The organism is Aquamicrobium defluvii (assembly GCF_004363725.1).
Lineage (GTDB): Bacteria > Pseudomonadota > Alphaproteobacteria > Rhizobiales > Rhizobiaceae > Mesorhizobium > Mesorhizobium defluvii.
This window is the reverse complement of record NZ_SNZF01000006.1, coordinates 57,485-82,280: the sequence shown is the minus strand read 5'-3', so window position 1 is coordinate 82,280 and position 24,796 is coordinate 57,485. Positions and strand designations below refer to the sequence as shown.

Sequence of the window (24,796 nt, the reverse complement as noted above, 5' to 3'; positions counted from 1 at the left end):
TGTTGAGGTTCAGGCAGCTTAAAGCTTGTTGGCCCGCTGCTGGAGCATCATGAAGGTGTCGAAATTGTATTCGGCCACCTGCGCCCACAGATAGTGGTCCTTGCGGAACGCGGCCATTGAATCCCAGATCTTCTTGAATTCCGCATTCTTGGCGGTCATCTCGGCATAAATCTCATTGGCGGCATCGAAGCAGGCCGACAGGATTTCCTGGCTGAAGGGGCGAAGCTGTGCGCCATTGGCAACCAGCGAACGCAGCGCCTTCGGGTTCAGGTAATCGTAGCGCTGCAGCATATCGGCGTCTGCCGCACGGCATGCCGTGTGCAAGATCGCCTTGTAGGCCGCCGGCAGCTCTTCATACTTGTCCTTGTTGAACATGAAGTGGACGGTCGGACCACCTTCCCACCAGCCGGCATAGTAGTAGTAAGGCGCCACCTTCTGGAAGCCCAGCTTCTCGTCGTCGAAGGGACCGACCCATTCGGCAGCGTCGATGGTGCCCTTTTCCAGCGAAGGATAGACATCGCCGCCGGCAAGCTGCTGCGGCACCACGCCAAGTTTCTCCACCACCGCGCCGGCGAAGCCGGCAATGCGCATCTTGAGACCCTTGAGGTCGTCGAGCGTGTTGATTTCCTTGCGGAACCAGCCACCCATCTGGGTGCCGGTGTTGCCGCCGGGCAGGCCGAACAGATTCTGCTTGGCAAGAAATTCGTTGTAAAGCTCGATGCCGCCGCCATGATAGTGCCAGGCATTGCGGCCGCGCGCGTTGAGCGAGAATGGAACATCGGAGCCCAGCGCCCATGCCGGATCCTTGCCCCAGTAATAATAGCCAACCGTGTGTGCAACCTCGACCGTGCCGGCACTGGCTGCGTCGGCAGCCTGAAGACCAGGAACCAGCTCGCCGGCGGCAAAAACCTGAATCTGGAAATTGCCGTCGGTTGCTTCCGACAGCATCTTCGCCATCACTTCGCCGCCTCCGTAGACGGTTTCGAGCGATTTGGGGAAGGAGGACGCCATGCGCCAGGTGATTTTAGGATTGCTTTGCGCAATGGCCGGGGCAGCAAACGCTGCGCCGGCGGCTACCGCCCCGGCGCCGGTCGCGCCGGCCTTTCTGATGAATGAACGACGATCCATGAATGTCCTCCCTTTGCAGATGTGGTAGCCGGCCGTCAGTCAGCAGGAACGTTCCGCTGGAAGCCCTTGATTTCCCACGGCGGGCGCTGCACAGACAATACACGCCAACCCTTGCGTGTCCAGCGCAACCGGCCGCCTCTGCGATGGGTGGAACAGGTTCTGCGACTATAGTCTAATGCGTGCGATCAGGGGTGCTTGTGCGCAGCACTGCGACCTTACCGCACATTCCCTGTCGGGAATTTTTCCATAAAAGAGGTATTGAATATACCTGTTTAAGGCGGGCTGCTGCCCAGTCAGGAAAGACGGATGCCCTTCGACCGTTACTCCGTAAACCGGCTCCCGGAAAGGACGGAACCATGCGTTTGACCCTGCATACCGACTATGCGTTGCGCATGCTGATCTATGCGGCGACGCGGCCCGACCGGTCCTGCACGGTCAGCGACGTGGCCGAAGCCTACGGGTTGTCGCGAAACCACCTGCTCAAGGTGGCGCAGACGCTGCGCGAACACGGATTCATCGAGACGGTTCGGGGCCGCTCCGGCGGCATAAGGCTGGAGCGTGAAGCAGAAACGATCGGCATCGGTGCGCTGGTGCGCCTGATCGAGGAGGATTTGTCGCTGGTCGAGTGCATGCAGGCTCAGGGCGGGCACTGCGTGATCTCGCCCTGCTGCGAACTGAAGGGCATGTTTTCCGAAGCGCTCGGCGCGTGGCTGGCCGTGCTGGACAAATATACGCTCGCCGACATCGTACGCAACAGGAGGCATCTCGGCTTCCTGCTGGGTATCGAAACGATGGCGGCATAGATCGGTTAAGAAAACGGCCAGGGAGAAACCCGATGAAAGGACGCCCCGCACCGCAACGTACCATCGTCGTGGATGGCAAGCCGTTGCCGCAGGTGCTGGACGAGGCGATGATTGCCGCCGTGGTCCATGGCTTCTACGACGAGATCCGCAAGGACGATCTGCTGGGTCCTGTCTTCAACGGTGCCATCGCCCCGCAGGACTGGCCGCATCACCTCGGCAAGATGTGCGATTTCTGGTCTGCCACGCTGCTGCGCACCGGCCGTTATGAAGGGCGGCCGCTGCCCCCGCATCTGGCGCTGCCGGGGCTTGGCGAGGAGCATTTCCGGCGTTGGCTCACCTTGTTCAGGGCCACGGTGCATGAGTTGTGTCCGCCCGACGTTGCCGTGCTGTTCATGGACCGTGCCATGCGCATCGCCCATTCCTTCCGGCTGGCCATCGCCTTCAGCCGCGGCGAGGACACCGTGCTGGTTCGCCCCATCGTCGAGGAGACGCTGTGATGAGTGCCGACGCGAGACGCCTGCCGGCGGGTGCGCAAGGCAGGCGGGGCGGCGACTGGCCCGCCGTGCTTTCCTACGGCTTCCGGCCGTTCTTCCTGCTCGGCGCGCTCTATTCAGGACTGATCGTGCTGGCCTGGCTGCCCATCCTCAGCGGCACGCTGGAGACCTTCAGCACCTTCGCGCCGGTCGACTGGCATGTGCATGAAACCATGTTCGGCTATGTGGCGGCCATCGTCACCGGTTTCCTGCTCACCGCCATTCCGAACTGGACCGGCCGCCTGCCGGTGCAGGGCGCGCCGCTTCTGGTGCTGGTGCTCCTGTGGCTGGCGGGACGCTTCGCGGTGTTCTTCTCCGCAGAGATCGGCTGGGTCGCCGCTGCCGTCATCGACTGCGCGTTCCTCGGTGCCGTCGCCGCCTCGGCCGCCAAGGAGATCGTCGCCGGGCGCAACTGGCGCAACCTCATGGTGGTCGTGCCCGTCACCGTGTTCCTGCTCTCGAACGTGCTCTTCCATATCGAGGCCGGTCTCTGGGGCGGCAGTGACTATGCACGCCGCCTGGCCATCGCCGCCGCCGTGGTGCTGATCGTCATCATCGGCGGCCGCATCATTCCCTCCTTCACCCGCAACTGGATGGTGCGCGAGAATCCGGGCCGGCTGCCGATCCCCTTCAACGGCTTCGACCGCATCGTGCTGCTCGTCTCGGTCCTCGCCCTGCTCGGCTGGACGGTCCTGCCCGAGGGGCTGGTGTCCGGCGTTTTGCTGTGCGCGGCCGGCATGCTCAACATTGCACGGATGACGCGCTGGGCAGGCGACCGTGCGGGGCGCGACAGGCTCGTGCTGATCCTGCATGTCGCCTATCTGTTCGTGCCGGCCGGCTTGCTGCTGGCCGGGCTGTCCGCGTTCGACCTCGCCGCCGTTCCGGCTGTGGCCGCCCTGCATGCCTTCGGCGTCGGCGCCATCGGCACCATGACGCTGGCGGTGATGACGCGGGCCACGCTCGGCCACACCGGCCGCGACCTCAAGGCCGATATCGCGACGCAGCTGATCTATGCCGCCATCGTGCTTGCGGCGCTGGTCCGCATCGTCGCGGCCTTCATGCCCGAGCAGGCCGGCCTGCTGCATCTTTCGGCAGGGCTGTGGACCCTCGCCTTCCTCGGCTTCTGCCTGCGCTATGGCGGCATGTTGCTGCGGCCCAAGCTGAAGCCCAAGCGCGTGTCGCAGCCGCCGGGGAGGCCGGCATGACCGCCTTCGTGCAACGGCCGGTGGTGGCGCGGGATTCGGCCGGAGCTTTCACGCTCGATGCCGATATGCTGGCGCGGCATTTCGGCTGGCCGGCCGAAACGCTGCGCGATTTCATGCGCCGCGGGATGGTTTCAAGCACGGTCGAGCGTGGCGAGGGCGACGACGAGGGCAGGTGGCGACTTGGCGTGCGTTGCGGCAACCGCCGGTGGCAGGCCATAGTGGAGCCGGACGGCGTGGTGGTTTCCGAGCATGTCGAATTCGTGCCCTTGCGGACGGGAAAGGTGGAAGGCATCTGAGGAGCGGAGATTGATGATGGATACAGGCAGCGTCATTGCAACCGAAGCCGACATCGAAGAGATCGCCCGGGAGGGCTATGACCGTTGCCATCCGGATGACAGCTTCGCAGATCTCGTTCACCGTTCCGCTTTCTCAAAGGAGGATCGCTATCTTCTGCGCCAATGGCTCGACTATGCGCGAGTAAAGGCGCGGGCTGCCGGAAAACCATAGGCGAACAGCCGGCATTTTCGGCGCAGGCCGCAGCTATTTTCCACTGCCCGCAACTGTGCCGGGGTGTTGCCGGCGCAGCCAAGCAAGCCCGTGTCGTGCATGGGCCCACATCGCAGGAATTGCCTTCGTTTCCTTTAGTGGATTGTTTCAGAAGCATAATTTTGATAGAAATTTTCTATCAAGCCACTATGTCAGCCTACTTGACCCTGTTTCGGAATGCGCGACTTATGGCGCATGGCTACGACATTCATCGGCAAGAAATCGGCCGCCGCCGGCGGCTGGGGGGCGCTCAAGAGCTGCGGCAGGAAGCTGCTGGAAAGCGGTTCGCCGCTGACCGGCGCGCGCACCATGCTCAAGACCAACCAGCCGGACGGCTTCGATTGTCCGGGCTGTGCCTGGGGCGACCCTGAGCACGGCTCATCCTTCGAGTTCTGCGAGAACGGCGTCAAGGCGGTCGCCTGGGAAGCGACCGAAAAGCGCGCCACGCCGGAATTTTTTGCCGCCCATACGGTTGGAGAGCTGCGCGCGCTTTCCGACTACGAGCTGGAGCTGAACGGCCGGCTTACCCATCCCATGCGCTACGATGCGGCAAGCGACCGCTATCTACCCGTCGACTGGGAGCAGGCTTTCGCCGAGATCGGCACGACCCTGCGGGGGCTCGACAGCCCTGACCGTGCCGAGTTCTACACGTCGGGCCGGGCGAGCAACGAGGCGGCCTTCCTCTACCAGCTCTTCGTGCGCATGTACGGAACCAACAATTTTCCCGACTGCTCCAACATGTGCCATGAGGCGAGCGGCGTGGGCCTGAAACAGGCCATCGGCGTCGGCAAGGGCACCGTGCTGCTGGAAGATTTCGAGGAGGCCGACGCCATCTTCGTCATCGGCCAGAATCCCGGCACCAATCACCCGCGCATGCTGGGGGACCTGCGCCGGGCGGCCATGCGCGGCGCGCGCGTCGTGGTTTTCAACCCGGTCCGCGAGCGCGGGCTGGAGCGCTTCTCCGACCCGCAGGACAAGATCGAGATGATCCGTGGCGGCTCCACCGACATCGCCAGCCATTATTTCCAGCCGGCGCTGGGTGGCGACATGGCTGCCGTGCGCGGCATGGCCAAGGTGGTTCTGGCAGCTGAGGATGCGGCTGTGGCGGCCGGTGAGCCTTCCGTCCTCGACCACGCTTTCCTTGCCGGGCATTGCGTCGCATTCGCCGATTATCGCCGCGCCGTCGAGGCAACCGGCTGGGACGAGATCGAGGACCAGTCCGGTCTGACCCGCGCCGAGATCGAGCGGGCGGCTCAGGTCTATATGAAGGCCGGGCGCGTCATCTGCACCTGGGCCATGGGCGTCACCCAGCATCTGCATTCGGTCGCCACCATCCGCGAGATCGCGAACTTCATGTTCCTGCGCGGCAATGTCGGCCGGCCGGGCGCGGGACTGTGCCCCGTGCGCGGCCATTCCAACGTGCAGGGAGACCGCACGGTCGGCATCAACGAGAAGCCGCCGGCAGCCTTCCTCGAAGCACTGGAAAAGGAGTTCGGCTTCACCGCACCGCGCAAGGATGGGCACAATGTGCTGGCCGCCATCGGCGCCATGCTGGACGGCAGTGCGCAGGCATTCATCGCGCTCGGCGGCAATTTCGCCCGTGCTACGCCCGACAGCGCGCTGGTGTCGCAGGCGCTCGGCCGGCAGAAGCTGACCGTCAACATCGCCACCAAGCCCAACCATTCGCACCTCATGCCGGGCGAGGTGAGCTTCATCCTGCCCTGCCTCGGCCGCACCGAGATCGACCTGAATTCGCGCGGCGAGTCCCAACTTGTCAGCGTCGAGGATTCCATGAGCATGGTGCATGGTTCGGGTGGCATCAATCGGCCGGCATCGCGTCACCTGCGCTCGGAAGTGGCGATCATCGCCGGCATCGCTGCCGCCACGGTCGGCTCCGGCCGGGTCGACTGGCTGGCTCTGGCTGAAGACTACGATCTGATCCGGGACCATATCGCCGCAACGATTCCCGGCTTCGAGGACTACAACAGGCGCCTGCGCAAGCCGCGCGGTTTCCATCTGCGCAACGCTGCCGCGCATCGCGAGTGGGACACGCCTGCCGGCAAGGCCACCTTCTTCACCGGGCCTCTGCCGCAAGAGACCGTGCATCAGCGGGCGCGACGTGAAAACAACCGCTTTGCGTTGCAGACCTTCCGCTCGCACGACCAGTACAACACCACGGTCTACGGCCTCGACGACCGCTATCGCGGCGTCTATGGCGAGCGGCAGGTGATCTTCATCAACCCGCAGGATTTGCATGAACTGGGCGCAGAAGCCGGCGACCGCATCGATGTGGTCGGTGTGCATGACGACGGCATCGAGCGCGTGGCCCGGAACTTCCGCTTCGTGCCCTACGACATCCCGCGCGGCAGCATTGCCGGCTACTATCCCGAGTTGAACGTTCTGGTGCCGCTGGGCAGCGCGGGCGAGGAAAGCGACACGCCGACCTCGAAGTCGATCATGGTCACGTTCCGCGATCGCGAGGCTGCGTGACGCGTGCGGAGCCGGATGCCGAAGCCTTTGTCGCCATGGCGGAAAGGCTGGCCCGTCTCGATCCGCGGCTGAGCCTGTTGCAGGCCGGTCTGCTGGCTGCCGTGCATCTCGACATCGCCCATGACAGCCGCAGCTTTGCGCGGCTGCTCGGCATCGAGCATGCGCTCGTGCTGCGCGAGATCACGGCGCTCTGCGAGGCTGGCGACCTGCTTGCCGTCACCCGGCGCGACGAGCGCACGATGCGTACTTTCTTTGCTCCGGGCACCGGGGGCGGGCGCCTGCTTTCTGTATTGCACAGCGTGGATACCTTGCCGGTTCCTCCCGCTGGGTAAGCTCTTCGCAGCGGAACTTTTCCATCCAGCGGGTGTTCAGCCATTCTCGGCAACATCTGTTGGAGTTCAGACATGATAGAAGTGACGACGACCCACGAGCATGCTCGTGCGGCCTCGTGGGGTGCGATCATTGCCGGCGCGGTGACCGTGCTGGCAGTGTCCGTCCTGCTTTCCATGCTCACCACCTCTCTGGGGCTCGGCATGGTCGATGCGCAGTCCGGCAACCCGCTTGAAGGTGTGGGCACCGCGGTGGGATTTTCGTCGGCCGTGGCCGTGCTGATCAGCCTCGCGGCCGGCGGTTTCGTGGCTGGCCGGCTGGCTGGCCGCGCCGGCTTTACCCATGGTTTCCTGACCTGGGCGGTGTCGATGCTGGTCGCAATCGTGCTCAGCGTCATGGCGGTTACAGGCGCAGCGCGCACCACGGCATCGGCCGTCGGCTCGGTCGCCTCGGCGGCTGGCGGCGTGGCCGGCGCGGCGGGCAATGTGGCCGGTGGTGCGGCTGCCTCTCTGGCTGGCGCGATCGATGACAAGCTGATCGGCGACTTCGATCTCGACCGGACCCGCCGCGACCTGCGCAGCCAGCTTCGCAACACGCAGATCGACGCCTTGCAGCCGGAAAACCTTGAGCCGGTTCTGGAAGGCGCGCGTGACGACGTGACCGCCGCCGCACGTGAGTTGGCCTTCAATCCGGGTGAGTTCGGCCGCATTGCCGAAGATCTCGGCAAGAAGCTGAAGGAGCGCGTCGATTCTGTCGCCGGCGATATCAACCGTGATGACGTGATCAATGCGCTGGTCAACAACGGCATGACCCGCGAGGAGGCCGAACAGGCCGCCGACAAGGCTGTCGGGACCTACACCGAGGCGCGCGATGCGATCACCGCCCGTATAGATCGGGCTGAGCAGACGCTTGCCAGTGCCCGCCAGCGTCTCGACGAGATGGAAGCGGAAGCCCGCCGTCAGGCAGATGCCGCTGCATCGGCGGCCTCCAGTGCCGCTCTGTGGGGGTTCCTCGCCTCGCTGATCGGTGCCGGCGTGGCGGCATTCGCCGGTCTGTTCGGCATGCGCAGCCGCGATCGCTACCACTTCGGCTGATCCGGTTACGGGCGCGGGCGCTCCTTCAGGTGTCCCGCGCCTTCGCCCATTCGCTTCAGCGCATCGATGAAGTAGGGGCGGAATGCCTGTGGATGCTCCGACATGGGGAAGTGCCCGAGCTCCGGCATGACCGTGAGCGTCGCACCGGCAATGGCATCGGCGGTGCGCCTTGCATCGTCCGGCGTGCAGGTCAAGTCATAGGCTCCCACCAGCAGATGCACCGGCGTGCGGCTGGTGTCGATCATGCCGAGGCGGTCGATCAGGCTCGCATCCATGGTGTAGAAGGAGAGGTCGCCACGGAACACGCCGGGGCCGGATTGCATGAACATCCACAGCGTCGCCCAGCGGTCCGCCGGCGGCGCGCAGGGTGAGATATTGGTGGAGACGAGGGCTGCCCCCATTTCCCCGCCATGGGCATCGGGCCGGTGGAACCAGTCGATGTCGTACCAGGCCGGCTGGAAATCCGAGGCTTCGATGGCGATGAAACCCGAAAATCGTTCGGGATGCAGCGCCGCGATCTGGAGCGCGATGCGCCCGCCCATCGAGCAGCCGGCGAGAATGGGTCTGTCCAGCGACAGCGCATCGGCGACCGCCAGAACGGTCTCGATATAGGCTTCCGTTGTGAGCAGATATTCTTCCGTTTCGAAGCCCTGCGGCGGCAGCGACTTGCCGTGCCATGGCATGTCGAAAGCGAAGAAACGGTGCGAACCTGTGAGATCGGCATCGTTCAGGATATGCCGCCATTGGCGTGTGTCCGCACCGGCAGTGTGCAGGCACAGGACGGGGCGGCCTTCACCGGCCATCTCGACATAAATGCGGTGCGCGCGTCCGGCGACGGTGACGTGGATATAGCCTCCCGTGATCGGTTCGAATGTCATGCCGGCTTCTCCCCGCCGGCGGCCGGGCGGCCCAGCGCCATGAACTCCTTGAAGAAGCGCAAATTCTTGACCAACGCCAGTATATCGCCGTCGATGCGGCCGCGACCGATCTTCACCAGTCCGAATATGTCGTGGAAGCCGGGTTTCGGCACCGGCTCCCAGAAGGCAGCCAGCGCCGCCTTGTCGGTGCGCAGCGCAAAGCGCCAGGGCGTTTTGGCGGAGGGGCCGGGGGTGATCGACACGAGATGCCCGTCGCGGAATTGCAGATAGAACGACCGGTCCTCGACCTCGATGAGCACGGTTTCGCAAAACAGCTTTCCAAGGCGCAGGAGGTGCGGCGAAGCATCGAGCCGCTGCTGCATCGTCAACAGGATTTCCAGCATGGTGTGTTTGTCCTCCAGGCCGCATCGACGTATCCGGAGCAATACGGCATCATTCCATCAAGAGCAGTCGCACCTCTCTGGCAATGCTGGCCGGGGTATGCCCCGATACCGGCATGCGGCAGGCCCCGGGGGCTGGGAGGGCGGGGGTATCGGGCGATACCGGACGGTGCATTGGCGGGCCGGGGGAGGCATGAATATTTGGGACGGTACAGCGGGCAGGCAGGGCCCGTGACCGCAGACCCGGGAGGATAGGCATGCGCAACGTAACCATCGACACAGTGACAGACGCCGTCATCGATTCGCTTGGCAGGCATGGCGAAATCTCGCCGCGCCAGCGCGAGATCATGACGTCGCTCCTCAGGCATCTGCATGGCTTCTGCCGCGATGTGAAGCTCCAGCACCACGAGTTCCTTCAGGCCTGCGACTACCTCGCCCGGGCCGGGAAGGTGTGCGACGACAAACGTCAGGAATTCATCCTGCTCGGCGACATTCTGGGCGTCGAGGTGCTGGTCGACATGCTGTCGAACCCGGTCGAAGGCAGCGAAAGCGAATCCACCGTGCTCGGGCCGTTCTACCGCGAGAACCCGCCGGTCCTGCCCAAGGGCGCGTCGACCGTGCAGAAGCATTTCGACGACGAGGAAACGGTGCTCGTCGAAGGCTATGTCACCGATACGGAAGGAAAGCCGCTGGCAGGCGTGACGCTCGACATCTGGGAAGATGCGCCGAACGGGCTTTATGAGAACCACGATCCGGACCAGCCCGAATACAATCTGCGCGGTCGCTTCGTGACCGATGAGGATGGCCATTTCGTTCTGCGTGCCGTGCGCCCGGTGCCCTATCCGATCCCGGACAACGAAACCGCCGGCGAACTCATCCGCTACATGGGCCACCACCCGAACCGGCCGGGCCACCTCCATTTCATCCTCGCCAAGGACGGTTATCGCACGCTGGTCAGTCAGGTCTTCGACGCCGACAGCCCGTGGCTGGACGAAGACTCTGTCTTCGCGGTCAAGAACAGCCTTGTCGCGAAGTTCGAGAAGGGCCGGCCGGGTGACGATACAGATCTTTATGTCCGCTTCGACTTCACGCTGAAGCCGCAGGCCGAGGAGCAGAGGCTGGCCGCCGAATAAGCTGAAATTCCCAAGACAGGCTGTTGTGCCGCCACTGCCGCGCCCCAAAGGGCGCGGCATTTTGCGCTGGCCTGGTCCGGCGCCCCAAGTGGCGCGGCATTTTGCGTTGGTCCGATCCATAAGCGCAGCTTGCCATGGTCATGGCATTTCGTCAGCTTGGGGCACAGGGAGCCGACGCATGAACCTGAAGCAGATCGAATATTTCATCGCACTTGCCGAGGAGCTGCATTTCGGCCGGGCCGCCGAAAGGCTGGGCATGGCGCAGCCGCCGCTTTCGCGGCAGATCCAGCAGATCGAGGCCGATCTCGGCGCGCAGCTCATCAACCGCGGCCGCAACGCCATTTCGCTGACGCAGGCCGGCGAGCGCTTCTATGAGCGTGGCTCGGCCCTGCTGGCGGAGCTGGGCGACATCAGGCTGGAGATCCGGCGCATCGGGCAGGGCGCGGAAGGGCGGTTGCGCATCGGCTTCGTCGGTTCGGCAACCTACGGCATGCTGCCGACCATCCTGAAATCGTTCCGGGCTTCCTGGCCGGAGGTGAATCTTTCGCTGGTGCCTATGAACAACGCACAATTGCAGCGCTCGCTCATCCGCCGCGACATCGACATCGCCATTGCACGCCCCGCCCTCAACGACAGTGAGATCGTCACCCGCAAGCTCATCGACGAACCGCTGGTGCTGGCCGCCCCCGATGCGCTGATCACCACGCCCGGCCCGGTTTCGCTGCCCGATCTCGGCCAGCCGAGCTACATTCTTTATCCTGAATATCCGCGTCCATCATTCGCCGATGTGGTCATCGCCGCCTGTGAGAGCGTGGGCGCCGATACCTCGCGCCGGGTCTTCACCATGGATTTCCAGACGGCGATTGCGCTGGTCTCGGTGGGCGAGGGGGTGGCGCTGGTGCCGGCTTCTGTGGGCACGGCGCAGCGTAACGGCGTGCGCTATCACGAGATCGCTGGCCTGACGATACGCACCGGCATTTCCGTCAATCACCGCATCGACGAGCAGGGCATCCACGTCCACAATTTCGTGACGCTGGCGCAAAAGGTGTCGCGCAAGGTCGTCTGATCAGGGAGCGCCGACGGCACGCAAGGTGTCGCTGCGGTCGCGGCGGTAGAATTTCACCTTGTCCGGATCGGGCGCGACGCCGATGCCGGGTGCGGTCGGGACTGCAACGGAGAAGTCGCGGTACTCCAGCGGTTGGGCAAGGATTTCCTCGGTCAACAGCAGCGGGCCGAACAGTTCCGTGCCCCATGCCAGTTCCGGCACGGTGGCGAAGAGCTGCACGGCGGCGGCGGTTCCGAGCCCGCTTTCCAGCATGGTGCCGCCATAGAGGCCGATGCCGGCTGCCCGCGCGATGGCGATGACCTCGGCGGCCGGCATCAGTCCGCCCGACTGGCAGACCTTGACCGCAAACACATCGGCGGCGCGTTCGGCTGCCACGCGCATGGCGTCTGCGGGGCCTTGCAGCACCTCGTCGGCCATGATGGCGATCTCATAGCCCTGTGAAAGGGCGCGCAGGCCGTGGAGACGCTCGCGCGGCACCGGCTGCTCGACCAGCACGCAGCCGATCTCCTGCAGGCCCTTCACGCCGTAGCGGGCCTCGGTCAGGCTCCACGCCTGGTTGACGTCGACGCGGATGGTGCCGCGGTCGCCGACGGCGCGGGCGATGGCCGCGACATGGGCGAGGTCGTCCTTCACCTTGCGCTTGCCGATCTTGAGCTTGAAATCGCGATGCCGGCGCTCGGAAAGCATCTGCTCGGCCTCTGCAATGTCGGTTTCGCTGTTGCCGGAGGCGAGCGTCCAGGCCACCGGCAGCCGCTCATGGATGCAGCCGCCGAAAAGCTGGGCCACGGATGTGCCGAGGCGGCGGGCAAGGCCGTCCCAGAGCGCGGTTTCCACGGCCGCGCGGGCCGCGTGATTGCCCTTCACCGCACGCGCCATCAGCCCGGAAGCGGCGGCGATGCGGTCGGCGTCCCTTCCCAGCAGCACCGGCGCGATATAGCTGTCGACGGCCAGCTTGATGCTTTCCACGCTTTCGGGGCCGTAGGAGAGACCGCCGATGGAAGCACCTTCGCCCCAGCCTTCCGATCCGTCCGAGAAGCGGACACGCAGCAGCACAACGGACTGGGTCATCATGGTTGTCATCGACAGGACATGGCCGCGCACCGTCGGCACGTCTATGATAATGCTTTCGATATGGTCGATGGTGATCACGTCGCGCCCGTTTCTTCAATGCAATCGATGCTGCAAGTTTCGAGGTGGCGCGCCGGATTGTCCAATACTCGGCAGGTCTGACGCGATACCGCGCATGGCTCATGCCCAGGAGCATGGGTTCCACGCTCAAGAGCCGCCATCCAGTCGGCCCGCGATCCTGCCGCCGCAGAGGCGGCTTCAGGCCGGCAATCATCCCCGGTCTCCGAGTATTGGCTGATACCCGCTTTGAAATTGACGAATTTGGCCGATTTTTCCAAGGTGGCGGCTGCGAGCAGGTCGTGAGGCGACCTGTTGTTGGGGAGCGCTGCGGCGCGTTGAATTTTCTTGATTTGAGCCTGCCGGCTTCAGAATCACCCCTGTGCCTCCAACGGTGCAGGGATGGTTCCGGGACTCGCTGCTGCGAAGCCCGGTTGGGTCCATATCGCTATCGGGAGGAAGCACATAACATGGACGCATTTTTGAAGTATCTCGCGCGCATACCGGGAGCGCTGATGATCGTGCCCCTTTTTTTGGGCGCAGTGGTCGCGACCTTCGCACCCCAAGCGCTTGAAATAGGCAGCTTCACCACGGCGCTTTTCAAGAGCGGCACCCCCGTTTTGATCGGCCTTTTCTTTGTGTGCGTGGGATCGCAGATCGACGTCAGGGCTGCCGTTCCCGCCGTCGAGAAGGGCATTGTTCTCCTGCTCGCCAAGTACGGGATTGCTGTAGTTTCCGGGCTTTCCGTGGCCTTCCTCATGCCCAACGGCACCCTTTGGGGTCTCTTGCCGCTGGCCATCATCGCGGCCATGTCCAACTCGAACGGTTCGCTCTATGTCGCCTTGACCAGCCAGTTCGGCAACAAGAGTGACAAGGGCGCGATCTCCATTCTGTCGATCAACGACGGCCCCTTTCTCACCATGATCGCGCTGGGCGCTGCGGGATTGGCGGAGTTCCCGGCCATGGCCCTGTTCTCGGCGATCTTCCCGATGATCTTCGGTTTCATTCTGGGCAATACCAGCCCGATGGCACGGACCTTCCTGGCTCCCGGCGAGAAGCTGATCATTCCGTTTGCCGCCTTTGCGATCGGTGCCGGCATCAACTTCGGCGTGCTCCTCGGCTCCGGCGCCGTTGGCATTCTTCTCGGTCTCGCCACGGTCGCCTTCTCCGGCGGCGCCGCGGTGCTTTGCCTTTATGTCTGGCACTTGCTGCGTGGACATCCGAGGCCGACACGGAACCTGATCGCTGGCGCCGCCGAAGCAAGCACCGCAGGCAATGCAATTGCCACGCCTGCCGCCATTGCCATGATCGACCCCTCGCTGGCGCCGATTCAGGGCATTGCGACGGCTCAGGTTGCGGCGGCCGTTGTCTGCACCGCATTCACAATGCCCTTCCTCGTCGCATGGCTGGCATCCTGGCAGAAACGCAACGGAATTTCACCCGACGCTGAAGAAGCCATGTATGAAAGCCGTAGCTTGGCGGTGAGTTCGGAGCCGGGATTTTCCGGGGGTTGAGTGGTTGGCGGTTAGCCGGCGGGCATCATCCTTCGGCCAGGAACCTTGAGGAAATTTTGCAAGTGAGCAGGAAGTCCTCCTGCGCGGAGACAGATGATGCGACGTTTTGAGGGTAAGCGTGCAGTGGTGACCGGTTCCGCGCAAGGGATCGGCCGCCGTGTCGCGGAGCGCATGGCCGGCGAAGGCGCCAGTGTGATGGTCGTTGACCGTTCGGATGCGCGCCACGATGTCGTGGCAGCCATCCGGGCCGAAGGGGGCGTTGCTGAGAGCTTCCCGGGCGATCTCGAGACCTGGGAAGGCTGCAAGGACGCTCTGGCCTTCGCAGCGCAACGATTGGGCGGCATCGATATTCTGGTGAACAACGTCGGAGGAACGATCTGGGCAAAACCCTTCGAACATTATGAGCCCGAACAGATCGACGCCGAAATACGGCGTTCTCTGTTTCCGACGCTGTATTGCTGTCGCGCGACGCTCGACCACATGCTCCCGGCAGGAGCGGGAGTGATCGTGAATGTCAGTTCCATAGCAACGCGCAGCCTGAACCGAGTTCCCTATGCGGCCGCAAAGGGAGGCGTGAATGCGATCACCGCCAGCCTTGCATGGGAGGTCGCCGAACGCGGAATCCGCGTGGTCGCGACAGCGCCCGGCGGCACCGATGCCCCGCCGCGAGCAATTCCCCGAAATCCGAATGCCGCCGAGGATCAACGGGAGGACTGGTATCGGACCATTGTGGATCAGACCGTCGGGTCCAGCCTGATGAAACGCTATGGCACCCTGGACGAACAGGCTGGCGCAATCCTCTTCCTGGCCTCGGACGAGGCATCCTACATTACCGGGGTCACCTTGCCGGTCAGCGGCGGCGACCTTGGTTGACCGGAAGTCTTTCGACCGGCTTGCGTCCCCGCAATGCCGCGCGTCAGGTCGCACGGAACCCCCTTTCTATCTCAGGACGGCGCGCAGGTTCGACTGAAGGCCGCGCAGTGCCTCGAAATACAAGGGAACAAGCTCTTCCACGCCGACCTGCATGGCCGGGACACCGACATTGACGGCTGCGGCCACCAGGCCCCGCGCATTGAACAGCGGAACGGCGATGGAGCGCAGCCCGATTTCCACCTCCTGATCGATCAGCGCATAACCCTGCTCTCTCACACGATCCAGTTCGGCCAGTATCGCTTCGGGCGCGGTCAGCGTGTGCGGGGTGCGGGCGGGCAAGGGTGCTGACGAAAGAAGCACGCGCGCTTCATCGCCGGGCAGGGCGGCGAGCAACACCCTGCCCATGGAGGTACAATAGGCGGGCAGTCGCGAGCCGGGCATCAGGGCAATCGACATCACCTTCTTCTGCGCCGCCCGGGCCACATAGACGATATCGCCCCCGTCGAGGATCGACACGGAGGAGCTTTCGCCGAGCTGTTCGGAAAGCGCGTCGAGCTGCGGCCGGACGAGCTGGGGCAGGGGCATGGTTGCAAGGCAGGCGGTGCCCAGCCGCAGCACGCGCGGCTTCAGGGTGAAGAACTTGCCGTCATAATCGGCATAACCCAGATGGGCCAGTGTGAGCAGGCAGCGCCGCGCCGTCGCCCGGTCGAGCCCGGAGGCGGCAGCCGCTTCCGAGATCGACTGGCGCGGGCGCTCCGCGGTGAAGGTCTCGATCACCGCCAGCCCCTTGGCCAGGCCGCCCATGATGTCGCGCTCCTGAATGGTCATGTCGCGCCTTTCGATCTGTGCGATAAGTCAACAAATACACTATATCGCACAAATGCCATTGCCGGAAGAGGCCGGGCCTGCCTAGTCTGCTGCCCGCAGGATCGGGCCGTATTTCGCCCGTCCGGAAAGGATGCAGACATGGACAAGACAGTCGCCGGTCTTCCCGAAGCGGTCGCCGGCATCGAGGATGGCATGGTCGTGATGATCGGCGGATTCGGCGGTGCGGGTGCGCCCATCGAGCTGATCCACGCCCTGATCGACCGGTTCCGCGCCACCGGCAGCCCGAAGAACCTGACGGTGATCAACAACAATGCCGGCAACGGCCGCATCGGCATCGCCGCCATGATCGACGAGGGCATGGTTGCGAAGATGGTATGCTCCTTCCCGCGCTCGTCCGATCCGCGCGCTTTCACGGAGAAATATCTGGCCGGCGCGATCGAGCTCGAACTGGTGCCGCAGGGCACGCTGGCCGAGCGCATCCGCGCCGGCGGCGCGGGCATCCCTGCCTTCTACACGCCCACCACCTACGGAACCGACCTTGCGAAGGGCAAGCCGGTGGCCGAGTTCGAGGGCCGCAACTATGTGCAGGAACGCTGGCTGAAGGCCGATGTGGCGCTGATCAAGGCCGAACTCGCAGATCCGCACGGCAACCTCACCTACCGCAAGGCGGCGCGCAACTTCTCGCCGCTGATGGCGATGGCCGCGCGCACCACCATCGTTCAGGCCGCGAAGATTGTTCCAGCCGGAGAGATCGAGCCCGAACATGTGGTGACGCCGGGAATTTTTGTCGACCGTGTTGTCGAGGTTCGGGATGCGGCTCAGGAAGAAGCGCTGATCCGCGCGGGAGTGGAATACGCATGACCACCAAGCTCACCAACGCCCAGATCGCCTGGCGCGCGGCGCAGGACATCGAGGACGGCGCCTATGTCAATCTCGGCATCGGCTTTCCCGAAATGGTCGCCAGATACCAGCCGCCCGGCAGGCAGGCGATCTTCCACACCGAAAACGGCATTCTCAATTTCGGCAAGGCCCCGCCGGAAGGCAAGGAGGACTGGGACCTCATCAATGCCGGCAAGAAGGCGGTAACGCTGAACCCCGGCGCCTCATTCTTCCACCATGCCGACAGTTTCGCCATGGTGCGCGGCGGCCATCTCGATGTCGCGATCCTTGGCGCCTATGAAGTGGCCGAGACCGGCGACCTTGCCAACTGGAGCACCGGGCCAAAAGGCGTGCCGGCCGTGGGCGGGGCCATGGACCTCGTGCATGGCGCCAAGCGCGTCGCCGTCATCACCGATCACGTCACCAAGGACGGGCGGCCGAAACTGGTCAGGGCGTGCAGCCTGCCGCTCACCGGCGTCGGCTGTGTGACGCGCGTCTACACCAGCCTTGCCGTCATCGACATCGTTGCGCAGCGCTTCGTTGTGCGCGAAAAGCTGGCAGCCATCAGTCTTGACGAATTGCAGGGGCTCACCGGAGCCGGACTGGTCGTCGAGGGGACCATTGCCGATCTTGTTGTTCCGGAGCTCTGACATGCCTGAAGCCTATATCTGCGACTATATCCGCACGCCGATTGGCCGTTTTGGCGGTTCGCTTTCGTCGGTGCGCGCCGACGATCTTGGCGCGGTGCCGCTGAAGGCGTTGATAGAGCGCAATGCCTCTGTCGACTGGGAAGCGGTCGACGACGTGCTCTATGGCTGCGCCAACCAGGCCGGCGAGGACAATCGCAACGTCGCGCGCATGGCGCTGCTGCTGGCAGGTTTGCCGCAGGTGGTGCCGGGGGCCACCATCAACCGCCTGTGCGGCTCGGGCATGGATGCGGTGATGAGCGCTGCCCGCGCCATCAAGGCCGGTGAAGCCGAGCTGATGATTGCAGGTGGCGTGGAGTCGATGAGCCGCGCGCCCTTCGTCATGCCCAAGGCCGAGACGGCATTCTCACGCGCCGCCGAAATCCACGACACCACCATCGGCTGGCGTTTCATCAACCCGCTGATGAAGAAGCAGTATGGCGTCGATTCCATGCCGGAGACGGCTGAGAACGTGGCGGCCGATTTCGGCGTCAGCCGCGCCGATCAGGACGCCTTTGCCGTGCGCAGTCAGGACAAGGCGGTCGCGGCGCAGGAGAACGGACGTCTGGGGCAGGAAATCGTGCCTGTGACGATCCCTCAGCGCAAGGGCGATCCGGTGGTCGTCTCAAAAGACGAGCATCCGCGTGCCGGCACCACGGTGGAAACGCTGGCGAAGCTGGCGACGCCGTTCAGGAAGGAAGGCGGTACGGTCACCGCCGGCAACGCTTCCGGCGTCAATGACGGTGCCGCGGCGCTCATCGTCGCTTCGGAAGCGGCCGTGAAGAAATATGGCCTTACGCCCATCGCACGCGTGCTGGGTAGCGCGACCGCCGGCGTTGCTCCGCGCGTCATGGGCATCGGCCCGGCGCCCGCCACGCAGAAGCTGTGCGCGCGGCTGGGTCTCGCGCCGACCGCCTTCGATGTGATCGAACTCAACGAGGCGTTTGCCGCGCAGGGGCTTGCGGTACTGCGCGAGCTGGGTCTTGCCGACGATGCCGCGCATGTGAACCCCAATGGCGGGGCTATCGCGCTCGGACATCCGCTCGGCATGTCGGGCGCGCGCATCACCGGTACGGCGGCTCTGGAACTGAAGCTGCGCGGCGGCAAGCGGGCGCTCGCCACCATGTGCATTGGCGTCGGGCAAGGCATCGCCATCGCCATCGAGACGGTATGAGGCGGACGCACAATTGCTGAAATGAAAACGGCGGGGAATTTCCCCGCCGTCTGGTATTGGAGCAGGCTGCTTATGCGCTCAGCCCGCGGTCGATCAATCGGGCAAGGCGCTGCGAAAACGCCTTGGCATCGAGCGGGCGATCACCGTCCAGAACACGGGCCTCGTCGTAGAGCAGATGCGCCACGTCGGCGCGGAAGTCCGGCTCCGCTTCGCCAAGCTTGGCCAGCGCCGCAATGCGCGGATGGCGCGGGTTGATCTCGAGGATCGGCTTCGAGGCTTTGTCCAGCCGGCCGGCGGCGCTGAGCAGCCTCTCGAACTGGCGGTCGAGCGCATTTTCCGGCGCGACCAGACAGACGGCGCTTTCGGTCAGGCGGTCCGAGGCCCGGACATCCGACACGTCGTCGCCCAGCGTTTCCTTCACGAAGGCGAGGAAGCCGTCGACTTCCGCCGGGGTTTCCGGCTTGTCCTTCGCTTCCGCCTTGTTCAGTGGAATCTCGGTCAGATCGGCTCCGCCCTGCGTGACCGATTTGAACGGCTTGCCGTCGAATTCCGGCGCATTGGCGGTCCAGAAGGCGTCGATGGGATCGGTAAGCAGCAGCACCTCGATGCCGCGCGCCCTGAAGCCTTCGAGCTGCGGCGAGCCTTCGAGGCGGGCGCGGTCGTCGCCAGTCATGAAGTAGATGGCCTTCTGGCCTTCCTTCATGCCCGCCACATAGTCGGCAAGGCTGCGCGATGCTTCGCCCGTGGTGGTGGAGCCGAACCGTACCAGCTTCAGGATCTGCTCGCGGCGCTCGAAGTCCTCGTAGAGCCCTTCCTTGATGACCGCTCCGAAATTTTCCCAGATCTTGCCATAGGCTTCCGCGTCGTTCTCGGCCAGTTTGGCGAGGTCGTTGAGCACCCGGCTGGTGACGCCCTTGCGGATGGTGGCCAGCAGCGGATTCTGCTGGATCATCTCGCGCGAGATGTTGAGCGGCAGGTCGGCGGAATCGACGATGCCGCGCACGAAGCGCAGATAGCGCGGCACAAGCTCGGCATCGTCGGTGATGAAGACACGCCGCACATAAAGCTTCATGTGGCCGCTGCGGTCGGGGTCGAACAGGTCGAAGGGACGCGAGCCCGGAATGAAGGCCAGCACATTGTATTCCTGCCTGCCTTCGGCGCGGAAATGGATGGTGGCGGCGGGCTCGTCATACTGGCCGGCCACGCTGCGGTAGAAGTCGGTGTAGTCTTCCCGCTTGATCTCGTTCTTCGACTTGACCCAGAGCGCGGTGCCATCGGCAATTTCGCGGGGCTCCGCGCCGGACTTGTCTACCAGCGAGACCGGCACCGGAACATGGCCCGAATGCGACTTTACCAGCCGCTCGAGACGGTAGGGCTCGGTGTAGGAGACGGCATCCTCCATCAGGTGCAACACGACGCGCGTGCCGCGCTGCGGCGCGTCTTCCGGCTTGGCCGGGCCGACCGAATAGGAACCCTTGCCGTCGGAGGTCCAGCGCCAGGCTTCTTCCGAGCCCGCCGGGCGCGAGACCACCTCGACCTTTTCGGCCACCATGAAGGCGGAGTAGAAGCCGACGCCGAACTGGCCGACAAGCTCGGCTTTTTCACCGCCCCTGGCGGCCTCCAGCCTTTCCATGAAGGCGCGGGTGCCGGAGCGGGCGATGGTGCCCAGCGCCTCGGTCATTTCCGCGCCGTTCATGCCGATGCCATTATCCTCGATGCTGAGGCGCTTGTTTTCGGCATCCGCGACAACGGTGATGCGCGGCTTCGGGTCGTCCCCCAGCAGTTCCGGCCGGGCGATGGCCTCATAGCGCAGCTTCTCGCAGGCGTCGGCGGCGTTGGAGATCAGCTCGCGCAGGAACACGTCACGCTCGGAATAGACCGAATGCACCATCATGTGCAGAAGCCGGGCGACATCGGCCTCGAAGCTTTTGGTTTCCATGTCGGTAGTCGTCATTTCGGATTGCCCCTGAATTGTCCGGCTCCCAGATGGCGGCAAGGGCGCACATTTTCAAGACTTGAAAGCGGCTGTCCACGTTCCATGAAAAAGGCGGGCGAATATGGATTCGCCCGCCTTTCCGTCCAGTGTCGGACAGTTTCTGTTACAGCGCCCGGTCGTCGTCGCCTTCGCGCACGCGGGTCGGCAGCCCGATCCTGCCCAGAAGATCGAGGAAGGGACGCGGCGGCAGTTCCTCAACATTGGCCATCTTCTTCACGTCCCACTCGCCGGTGGCGATCAGGAGCGCGGCCGCCACGGCCGGCACGCCGGCGGTGTAGGAAATGCCCTGCGATCCAACTTCCTCGTAGGCTTGCTTGTGGTCGGCCACGTTGTAGATGAAGACTTCGCGCTCCTTGCCGTCCTTCACGCCCTTCACCAGATCGCCGATGCAGGTCTTGCCGGTGTAATCGGGGGCCAGCGAGCCCGGATCGGGCAGCACGGCCTTGACCACCTTGAGCGGCACAACTTCCAGCCCTTCCGCCGTTTTCACCGGCTTTTCGGACAGGAGCCCCAGATTGTTCAGCACGGTGAAGACGTTGATGTAGTGATCGCCGAAGCCCATCCAGAAGCGCACATTCGGTACCTTCAGGATCTGGGAGATGGAATGCACCTCGTCATGGCCGGTCATATAGGCCTTCTGCGTGCCGACGACGGGCAGGTCCCATTCCTTGCCGATCTCGAACATCCTGTTCTCGGTCCACTTGCTGTCCTGCCAGGACCACACGCGGCCGGTGAACTCGCGGAAATTGATCTCGGGGTCGAAATTGGTCGCGAACCAGCGGCCATGGCTGCCGGCATTGATGTCGATGATGTCGATCGAATCGATGCGGTCGAAATAGTCGTCATAGGCAAGCTTGGCATAGGCATTGACCACGCCCGGATCGAAGCCCGCGCCGAGAATGACGGTTACGCCGGCCTTTTCGGCCTCCTCGCGGCGCTTCCATTCGTAGTTGGCATACCATGGCGGCGTCTCGCACACCTTGGCCGGATCTTCATGGATGGCGGTGTCGATATAGGCCGCGCCGGTTTCGATGCAGGCCGACATGACCGACATGTTGAGGAAGGCCGACCCGACATTGATGACGATTTTCGCATCGGTCTTCCTGATGAGCGCCTTGGTGGCTTCGACATCCATGGCGTCGAGCTGGTGGGCCTCGATCACGCCGCCTGTCTTCAGAGCCTTCTTTTCCCGGACGGAGTCCACGATGGACTGGCACTTCGCAAGGGTGCGCGAGGCGATATGGATGTCGCCGAGCACATCGTTGTTCTGCGCGCACTTATGCGCCACGACCTGCGCCACGCCACCGGCGCCGATGATGAGCACGTTCTTTTTCATTCCGGGGGATGTTTCCTTCTGGCTGGAGAGGAGGGTGCGGGCCTCAGGAGAGGCTCTGCTCATAGTCCGCGAAGCTGAATTCGCGCACCACGTTGATCGATCCGTCCAGTTCGCGGATCGCAATCGCCGGCATCTTCACGCCGTTGAACCAGTTTTTCTTGACCATCGTGTAGCCTGCGGCATCCTGAATGGAAATGCGGTCGCCGATCTTCAGTTCGGCCGGGAAGTCGAATTCGCCGAAAATATCGCCGGCAAGGCAGGACTTCCCGCACACCATGTAGCGGTGCGGGCCTTCGTTCGGCGCCACCCTGGCGCTCTCGCGATAGATCAGCAGGTCGAGCATGTGGGCCTCGATGGAGGAATCCACGATGGCGAGCTGCTTGCCGTTGAACAGCGTGTCGAGCACCGAGACTTCCAGCGTCGTGCTTCTGGTGATCGAAGCCTCGCCCGGCTCCAGATAGACCTGGATGCCGAAGCGGTCTGCGAACGCCTTCAGACGCTCGCAGAAGGCGTCGAGCGGGTAGTCGTCGCCGGTGAAATGGATGCCGCCGCCAAGGCTGACCCATTGCGCCCGGCCGAGCAGAGAGCCGAACTTCTCCTCGATCTGCGACAGCATCCGGTCGAACAGCGAAAAATCCGAATTTTCGCAATTGTTGTGGATCATGAAGCCGCTGATGCGGTCCATGACCTTCTCAACCTTGCCGGCATCCCATTCGCCCAGCCGGCTGAACGGGCGGGCCGGATCGGCGAGATCGAAGGAGGACGACGAGATGCCGGGATTGAGGCGCAGGCCGCGCGCGATGTTGCCGGCGCGGTCTTCGAACCTCTCCATCTGGCCGATGGTGTTGAAGATGATCTTGTCGGCGTGGGAGACGACTTCGTCGATCTCGTAATCGGCATAGGCCACCGAATAGGCATGCGTCTCGCCGCCGAATCTCTCGTGCCCGAGCCGCACTTCGTAGAGCGAGGAGGAGGTGGTGCCGTCCATGTACTGGCGCATGAAGTCGAACACCGACCAGGTGGCAAAGCACTTCAGCGCCAGCAGGGCTTTCGCCCCCGATTTCTCGCGGACACGGGCGATTTTCTCCATGTTGCGGAGAAGGCTTGCCTTGTCGATCAGGTAGTAGGGGGTCTGAAGGGTCATTCGGCCTTGCTCGCTGAAGTCCGCCTCGCTGGCTGTCTTCAAAAAATCGGGATTTCGGGGAAACGCTGTTTGGAACCTTCTCGCCGCTCCAAGCGGATTGTTCCAGATTCGTTTGAATGGAAAATGACGACCCGGCGACGCTCGATTTCAGCGTCCGGGCAACACGCCCGCTTACCTCGCGGGCTCCTGTCTGGGTCTCAGGGTCGTCTTCATGGCGCGGAAGTTAATGGACCCCCCCCTGAAGTTCAAGTGACATCTTCGCGACACGGCCCTGCTTGACAAATGGCCAATATGATCCAAGCTATCAGGCATGAGTACCACGTGGGCCCATATCATGTTTCGGAGCCATCCCTTGATGGGATGCTGACCCGGCTCGGGCCGTCCCCCCGAGACCGGGGGAGTTTCATCCTTAAATTTCGCGGTGCAGGACAGCACCAAAACCTTCAACCGGAAGGCCCCGAGGCGGAAACCTTCGGGCTCAACATACCGCCCTTGCGGGCGGCAGAGCGAAGACAGAAAACGCCATGCGCAAACCGAGTATCATCATCAGCAAGGCCGACCACGAACGGCTGACCACACTGGCTAACGGCCTTCTGGAAAAGAAGCCGGAAGTGGCCGACGCGCTGCTCAACGAGCTCGAGCGCGCCAAGGTGGCCTCTGCTGCCGGTTCGCTGCAAGGCACCGTCCAGATGGGCGCAACCGTCGACTACGAATCCGACGACGGCAACAAGCGCCGTGTCACGCTCGTCTATCCGGCCGACGCCGACATCGCGCAGGGCAAGGTGTCCATCCTGACCCCGATCGGCACCGCGCTGCTTGGCCTCAAGGTCGGACAGTCCATCGACTGGACCGCCAATGACGGTCGCTCGCACCGTCTTACCATCACTTCGGTTGAAGACGTCGTCGAAGCTTCCTGAGGCGGGCTGTGCGGATGCACGCGGCATGGTCTGAACCCATGGCAATGAAGGTGCGCAGGCATCTCGTTTGCGCTGCGCCGCACAGGTTTTTCCATCATGCGGGCTGCCTTGTCGCAGGCTCCTGACCCCTGGTGCGGCCGGTCCGCATCAGGGGAGCGATCCAGCAAGCCATAACGGATTGGCGTCGGAACGGCTTGGTCCCGTTCCTGCGGGAGATTTGCCATGGTGACGGAGCCTCATTTCCAACTGACGACCAGGGATCATGCGATCCTCCAGACCATGCTGGAACGGCACAGAGGGCCCTACGATGCCTTTGCGTCGCTCCTCGAACGCAAGGTGCGGGAAAGCGTCATCTGTTTCAGCGACGATATCCCCGCGAATGTGGTGACGCTCAACACGCGGCTGACCTACCTGCTCGACAACATCCGGCATGGGCCGCATACAATCGTGCAGGATGCGGCGGATGAAGATTCCGGCGCCCTGCCGCTGCATTCGCTGCGCGGTCTTGCCCTGCTGGGGCTGGCGGAGGGTGCATCGCTCAGCCTCGAAACCGCGGATGGGGGCCCCGCGCTTGTCCAGGTTCTCAAAATCGAGTCGCAGCCGGAAGCGCAGGCGCGTGCGGCATCCCATCTGGCGCATAATGTGGTGAGCTTCCGGCCGCGTCGCGCCGCGCCGGTTTTCCCTCCGGCCGGCATCGACCCGGACGACGATCCCGGCCCCGGCGCTGCCTGACCCGCG

At 63.8% G+C, this 24,796-nt stretch carries 25 protein-coding genes; 17 read left to right on the top strand and 8 right to left on the bottom strand.

What is annotated here, in order from left to right:
* Window positions 1–18 precede the first annotated feature (18 nt).
* Window positions 19–1,128 (bottom strand): TRAP transporter substrate-binding protein, encoded by a 1,110-nt coding sequence (locus tag DES43_RS06470; RefSeq protein ID WP_035024780.1) that lies wholly within the window; start codon window positions 1,126–1,128, stop codon window positions 19–21.
* 356 nt (window positions 1,129–1,484) lie between these two features.
* On the opposite strand from DES43_RS06470, the gene DES43_RS06465 reads away from it, so the two are divergent.
* The 8 genes from DES43_RS06465 to DES43_RS06430 all read left to right on the top strand — a co-directional run bounded on the left by DES43_RS06465 (window position 1,485) and on the right by DES43_RS06430 (window position 8,129).
* Entirely contained in the window at window positions 1,485–1,931 is a 447-nt protein-coding gene (locus DES43_RS06465) for an Rrf2 family transcriptional regulator (protein WP_035024778.1), read from the top strand.
* A gap of 32 nt (window positions 1,932–1,963) precedes the next feature.
* A complete protein-coding gene (locus tag DES43_RS06460) occupies window positions 1,964–2,428 on the top strand; it encodes a group III truncated hemoglobin (RefSeq protein ID WP_036993304.1) in 465 nt (154 codons plus the stop codon).
* Complete coding sequence (locus DES43_RS06455; RefSeq protein ID WP_051520446.1) at window positions 2,428–3,669, top strand: NnrS family protein; 1,242 nt, start codon at window positions 2,428–2,430, stop codon at window positions 3,667–3,669. Before DES43_RS06460 ends, DES43_RS06455 begins: the two co-directional genes overlap by 1 nt.
* Window positions 3,666–3,965: a DUF6522 family protein gene (locus tag DES43_RS06450; protein ID WP_035024775.1), complete on the top strand. Its 300-nt coding sequence runs from the start codon at window positions 3,666–3,668 to the stop codon at window positions 3,963–3,965. The genes DES43_RS06455 and DES43_RS06450 overlap by 4 nt, the downstream gene beginning before the upstream one ends.
* 13 nt (window positions 3,966–3,978) lie before the next feature.
* Complete coding sequence (locus DES43_RS06445) at window positions 3,979–4,176, top strand: hypothetical protein (protein WP_036993303.1); 198 nt, start codon at window positions 3,979–3,981, stop codon at window positions 4,174–4,176.
* Window positions 4,177–4,410: 234 nt separating this feature from the next.
* Window positions 4,411–6,705 carry an FdhF/YdeP family oxidoreductase gene (locus DES43_RS06440; protein WP_035024770.1) on the top strand — a complete coding sequence of 765 codons (2,295 nt, stop codon included), beginning with the start codon at window positions 4,411–4,413 and terminating at the stop codon, window positions 6,703–6,705.
* Window positions 6,702–7,037, top strand: a complete 336-nt coding sequence (locus DES43_RS06435; RefSeq protein ID WP_425352068.1) for a hypothetical protein — start codon at window positions 6,702–6,704, stop codon at window positions 7,035–7,037. The genes DES43_RS06440 and DES43_RS06435 overlap by 4 nt, the downstream gene beginning before the upstream one ends.
* Before the next feature lie 72 nt (window positions 7,038–7,109).
* Window positions 7,110–8,129, top strand: coding sequence for a TIGR04086 family membrane protein (locus tag DES43_RS06430; RefSeq protein WP_051520445.1), 1,020 nt, complete (start codon window positions 7,110–7,112; stop codon window positions 8,127–8,129).
* 5 nt (window positions 8,130–8,134) lie between these two features.
* Here the strand turns inward: DES43_RS06430 and DES43_RS06425 are convergent, their stop codons facing one another.
* A complete protein-coding gene (locus DES43_RS06425) occupies window positions 8,135–9,007 on the bottom strand; it encodes an alpha/beta fold hydrolase (protein ID WP_035024769.1) in 873 nt (290 codons plus the stop codon).
* A complete protein-coding gene (locus tag DES43_RS06420; RefSeq protein ID WP_035024767.1) occupies window positions 9,004–9,390 on the bottom strand; it encodes a hypothetical protein in 387 nt (128 codons plus the stop codon). The genes DES43_RS06425 and DES43_RS06420 overlap by 4 nt, the downstream gene beginning before the upstream one ends.
* A 254-nt stretch (window positions 9,391–9,644) precedes the next feature.
* Between DES43_RS06420 and DES43_RS06415 the strand changes: the two genes are divergently transcribed.
* A complete protein-coding gene (locus tag DES43_RS06415) occupies window positions 9,645–10,520 on the top strand; it encodes a dioxygenase family protein (RefSeq protein ID WP_035024765.1) in 876 nt (291 codons plus the stop codon).
* A 178-nt stretch (window positions 10,521–10,698) separates the two neighbouring features.
* Entirely contained in the window at window positions 10,699–11,586 is an 888-nt protein-coding gene (locus DES43_RS06410; protein ID WP_035024763.1) for a LysR family transcriptional regulator, read from the top strand.
* Here DES43_RS06410 and DES43_RS06405 read toward each other — a convergent pair whose 3' ends face one another.
* Window positions 11,587–12,735, bottom strand: a complete 1,149-nt coding sequence (locus DES43_RS06405) for a muconate cycloisomerase family protein (protein ID WP_035024761.1) — start codon at window positions 12,733–12,735, stop codon at window positions 11,587–11,589. It lies immediately after the preceding gene.
* Window positions 12,736–12,944: 209 nt separating this feature from the next.
* Between DES43_RS06405 and DES43_RS06400 the strand changes: the two genes are divergently transcribed.
* Together DES43_RS06400 and DES43_RS06395 are read left to right on the top strand one after the other, a co-directional pair.
* Window positions 12,945–14,225, top strand: coding sequence for a 2-keto-3-deoxygluconate permease (locus tag DES43_RS06400; protein ID WP_245264660.1), 1,281 nt, complete (start codon window positions 12,945–12,947; stop codon window positions 14,223–14,225).
* Between the two features lie 93 nt (window positions 14,226–14,318).
* Complete coding sequence (locus DES43_RS06395; protein ID WP_035024759.1) at window positions 14,319–15,098, top strand: 1,6-dihydroxycyclohexa-2,4-diene-1-carboxylate dehydrogenase; 780 nt, start codon at window positions 14,319–14,321, stop codon at window positions 15,096–15,098.
* 66 nt (window positions 15,099–15,164) lie between these two features.
* Here the strand turns inward: DES43_RS06395 and DES43_RS06390 are convergent, their stop codons facing one another.
* Window positions 15,165–15,926 (bottom strand): IclR family transcriptional regulator domain-containing protein, encoded by a 762-nt coding sequence (locus tag DES43_RS06390; protein ID WP_035024758.1) that lies wholly within the window; start codon window positions 15,924–15,926, stop codon window positions 15,165–15,167.
* A 138-nt stretch (window positions 15,927–16,064) separates the two neighbouring features.
* On the opposite strand from DES43_RS06390, the gene DES43_RS06385 reads away from it, so the two are divergent.
* From DES43_RS06385 to pcaF, 3 genes are read left to right on the top strand one after another with little or no spacing between them, the layout of a single operon-like run.
* A complete protein-coding gene (locus DES43_RS06385; RefSeq protein WP_035024756.1) occupies window positions 16,065–16,787 on the top strand; it encodes a 3-oxoacid CoA-transferase subunit A in 723 nt (240 codons plus the stop codon).
* Complete coding sequence (locus DES43_RS06380) at window positions 16,784–17,455, top strand: 3-oxoacid CoA-transferase subunit B (RefSeq protein WP_035024755.1); 672 nt, start codon at window positions 16,784–16,786, stop codon at window positions 17,453–17,455. Before DES43_RS06385 ends, DES43_RS06380 begins: the two co-directional genes overlap by 4 nt.
* Before the next feature lies 1 nt (window position 17,456).
* Window positions 17,457–18,665: a 3-oxoadipyl-CoA thiolase gene (gene pcaF / locus DES43_RS06375; protein ID WP_133674864.1), complete on the top strand. Its 1,209-nt coding sequence runs from the start codon at window positions 17,457–17,459 to the stop codon at window positions 18,663–18,665.
* Window positions 18,666–18,735: 70 nt separating this feature from the next.
* On the opposite strand, the gene htpG is transcribed toward pcaF, so the two are convergent.
* The 3 genes from htpG to DES43_RS06360 form a co-directional block, all read right to left on the bottom strand.
* Complete coding sequence (gene htpG, locus DES43_RS06370; protein ID WP_035024752.1) at window positions 18,736–20,619, bottom strand: molecular chaperone HtpG; 1,884 nt, start codon at window positions 20,617–20,619, stop codon at window positions 18,736–18,738.
* A gap of 145 nt (window positions 20,620–20,764) precedes the next feature.
* Window positions 20,765–21,997, bottom strand: a complete 1,233-nt coding sequence (locus DES43_RS06365; protein WP_035024750.1) for a saccharopine dehydrogenase family protein — start codon at window positions 21,995–21,997, stop codon at window positions 20,765–20,767.
* 43 nt (window positions 21,998–22,040) lie between these two features.
* The gene (locus DES43_RS06360; protein ID WP_035025008.1) at window positions 22,041–23,141 is read right to left on the bottom strand and encodes a carboxynorspermidine decarboxylase; all 1,101 of its coding nucleotides are present in this window, start codon (window positions 23,139–23,141) and stop codon (window positions 22,041–22,043) included.
* 524 nt (window positions 23,142–23,665) lie between these two features.
* On the opposite strand from DES43_RS06360, the gene rnk reads away from it, so the two are divergent.
* Entirely contained in the window at window positions 23,666–24,058 is a 393-nt protein-coding gene (gene rnk, locus DES43_RS06355; RefSeq protein WP_035024747.1) for a nucleoside diphosphate kinase regulator, read from the top strand.
* Window positions 24,059–24,280: 222 nt separating this feature from the next.
* Window positions 24,281–24,790 carry a hypothetical protein gene (locus DES43_RS06350; RefSeq protein ID WP_035024745.1) on the top strand — a complete coding sequence of 170 codons (510 nt, stop codon included), beginning with the start codon at window positions 24,281–24,283 and terminating at the stop codon, window positions 24,788–24,790.
* Window positions 24,791–24,796 lie beyond the last annotated feature (6 nt).